We start from the raw sequence: 1,291 nt of genomic DNA on the forward strand, positions 1-1,291 counted from the left end.
TCTCAGGCAAACCGCGACCGACCGGACCCGCCTGGACGACGCCGATTTCCTCTCCGCCGTGCTGGAGAACACGCTGGGCACCGCGCCGAGGGCCATGGATCTGGCCTACTGGAGCGGCTTCCTGGCGGGTGTCGGCGGCGACCGGGGCGACGCGCTGCTGCGCATCTCCGAACTGCCGGAACACCAAGAGGCGCTGCTGGAGCTGCCGGTGTCCGGCGCGGAATTTAGCCCGATCGGCTGACGGCGGAAGCTGCCCCGTAGGGAGGCCCCGCCGGACGACCGGCGGGGTTTCGCGGTTCAGGGCCGGGCGATGGCGCGCTTCGTCGAGCAGCGGCAGGCGCAGGCCGCGAAAACGACGCCGGAGGCGCCCCCTCAACTCCGGCGGCCCAGGACGCGCCGCACGCGCAGGAAGACCGTCCTCGGCGAGCGACCAGATCGCCCGACTGCTGGCCGACATGAGGCGGCGGGGGCAACGGCTGCCGAAGCCGGTGGACCCCCTGGACCGAGGCGAGCGAGCCGATCCGGAGTAGGCGGGCCTGTGACTGCGGCGTCGAGTGACCGAGATGCTGCGACGCGCTGCTTCGCCGAATGGCGAAGGGCTGCGCGGCCGGCCATGAAGCGCGACAAGCGTACGTTGTGGACCGCTTTGTGGTCTGCGTAGCCAAGGCGCTCTAACCGCTAGAAATTACACGTCTTCTGGCGGAGGGGATGGGATTCGAACCCACGATAGAGGTTGACCCCCTATAACGGTTTAGCAAACCGTCGCCTTCAGCCACTCGGCCACCCCTCCGCAGGTATGGACAGGCCCACGACGTATGCGGGGCTGGTCTTACAGGCGGCGGGGCGCAGCGTCAAACGCCTCGTGTGCCGGCACCTCCGTCCCGAGGGTCAGGACAGCGCCACCTCGAATCCCTTGGCCGTCGCCGGCCGGGCCATCATCCGGGCATACCAGGCTGCGACATTCGGCAGATCGTCGAACGGCACCTGATGCCGCTCATGCCGCCAGGCCCAGCCGAGGATGGCGAAGTCGGCGATGCTCGGCTCGCCCTCCGTCGCCACGAACTCCCGCCCCGCCAGCCGCTTGTCCAGCACACCATAGAGCCGCCTGGTCTCCGCATGGTAGCGGTTGAAGCCGTACTCCTTGGCCGGCCCGTCCGGCTGCATGAGGAAATGGTGCACCTGGCCCGGCATGGGCCCAAATCCCCCCATCTGCCACATCAGCCATTCCAGCACCTGCACCCGGGCGCGCAGATCCCGCGGCAGGAACCGGCCGGTCTTCTCCGCCAGGTAG

General features: G+C 69.1%; 2 protein-coding genes and 1 tRNA gene. 1 reads left to right on the plus strand and 2 read right to left on the minus strand.

Going from position 1 to position 1,291, the window contains the following annotated elements; all coding sequences use genetic code 11:
- Positions 1–241: DUF4214 domain-containing protein (locus NJ376_RS21000; protein ID WP_252955241.1), on the plus strand; the 241-nt coding region annotated here is incomplete at its 5' end.
- Between the two features lie 456 nt (positions 242–697).
- Here NJ376_RS21000 and NJ376_RS21005 read toward each other — a convergent pair.
- Together NJ376_RS21005 and NJ376_RS21010 are read right to left on the minus strand one after the other, a co-directional pair.
- Positions 698–790: transfer RNA gene (locus tag NJ376_RS21005), tRNA-Ser, on the minus strand.
- 98 nt (positions 791–888) lie between these two features.
- Positions 889–1,291, minus strand: a 403-nt coding sequence (locus tag NJ376_RS21010; RefSeq protein WP_252955242.1) for a glutathione binding-like protein, incomplete at its 5' end; no start/stop codon positions are given.

This window comes from Siccirubricoccus soli (assembly GCF_024178315.1).
Lineage (GTDB): Bacteria > Pseudomonadota > Alphaproteobacteria > Acetobacterales > Acetobacteraceae > Siccirubricoccus > Siccirubricoccus soli.